Genomic DNA, 1,006 nt, shown 5'->3' with positions numbered 1-1,006 from the left:
CCTCTATTGTCACGATGTTCAGTCTAATCAGACTTGCCCTGGTTACCCTAGAACAACGCAAATGGGCAGTGGCAGCTCTAAAGCTGGTTTGCTAGGTGGCGCATTGATTGATAATAACGATAAAATCTACTTCAATGCATGGGATAACTCTAAATACGGCATTTCTTGCTGGGACGCGATGAGCGACAGCGATTGTGGTTATATAGAATTAGGGAGTCATAGTCGGGGGACAGACGTTAATTTTCCTCCTATCGAAATTATTGCAGCTAACGATAAAATTTATGCCGTCGATGAACTGGGTACCCTACACTGTGTAAACAAAGACCTTAGCCTCTGTGGTGGCGTATATCCTAAATTATTAGGAGGTAATTTTTCAGCTAACCATGTGTATGCAAGAGGTGTATTAAAATATGATGAAAGTTATAACAATCTGTATTTTTTAGCTAATCAAGAAACTTCTATCGCTTGTTGGGATCTTAATAGTAATAGCCTTTGTGTTGGTTGGAATGAGCCCGTTAATGTGTTCGGCTTAACTACTTCTTTTTGGGGCAACTTATTTTTTGCTTATGATACCAATGCTGAAATTGAGGCTGTGTGTGCCACAATAAAGGGACTTTTTCATGCTAAATGTGTTAACGTTGATGATCCTAGTCAAGTATATTCTTGGTCAGAAGTCCCTCTGCATTCTTCTTTTCACCCACTAGGAGGAAGTGTTAATTTCATCAATGATGAAAATCAGGCCATTACAATTTTTCAGGTAATAGATGACCATATAAGATCTTATAATTGGTCTACTGGCGAAAAAATTACATATCCTGCGCTAGGCAGCCGTTTATACGCTCCATTTATTGATAATGCAGGGTGTATATGGTTTGGAGGGCATTTCTTAAATCCAGCTTTAGCTCAACGACTTGATTCTAACGTACACCCGTTACCGACGACGACTGCGGATGGCTGTAAAGCCGCTTCCGCCTCTGGTGTTATTGAACCGGTCAATAATTACTGC

The 1,006-nt window shown here is 40.3% G+C and carries 1 protein-coding gene; it reads left to right on the top strand.

Going from position 1 to position 1,006, the window contains the following annotated elements:
- Window positions 1-1,006, top strand: a 1,006-nt coding sequence (locus VSA01S_RS20150) for a hypothetical protein (protein ID WP_186810642.1), incomplete at both ends; no start/stop codon positions are given.

The sequence above is a fragment of the Vibrio sagamiensis NBRC 104589 genome (genome assembly GCF_007990935.1).
GTDB classification, from domain to species: Bacteria; Pseudomonadota; Gammaproteobacteria; order Enterobacterales; family Vibrionaceae; genus Vibrio; species Vibrio sagamiensis.
This window is presented reverse-complemented; position numbering and strand designations above follow the sequence as displayed.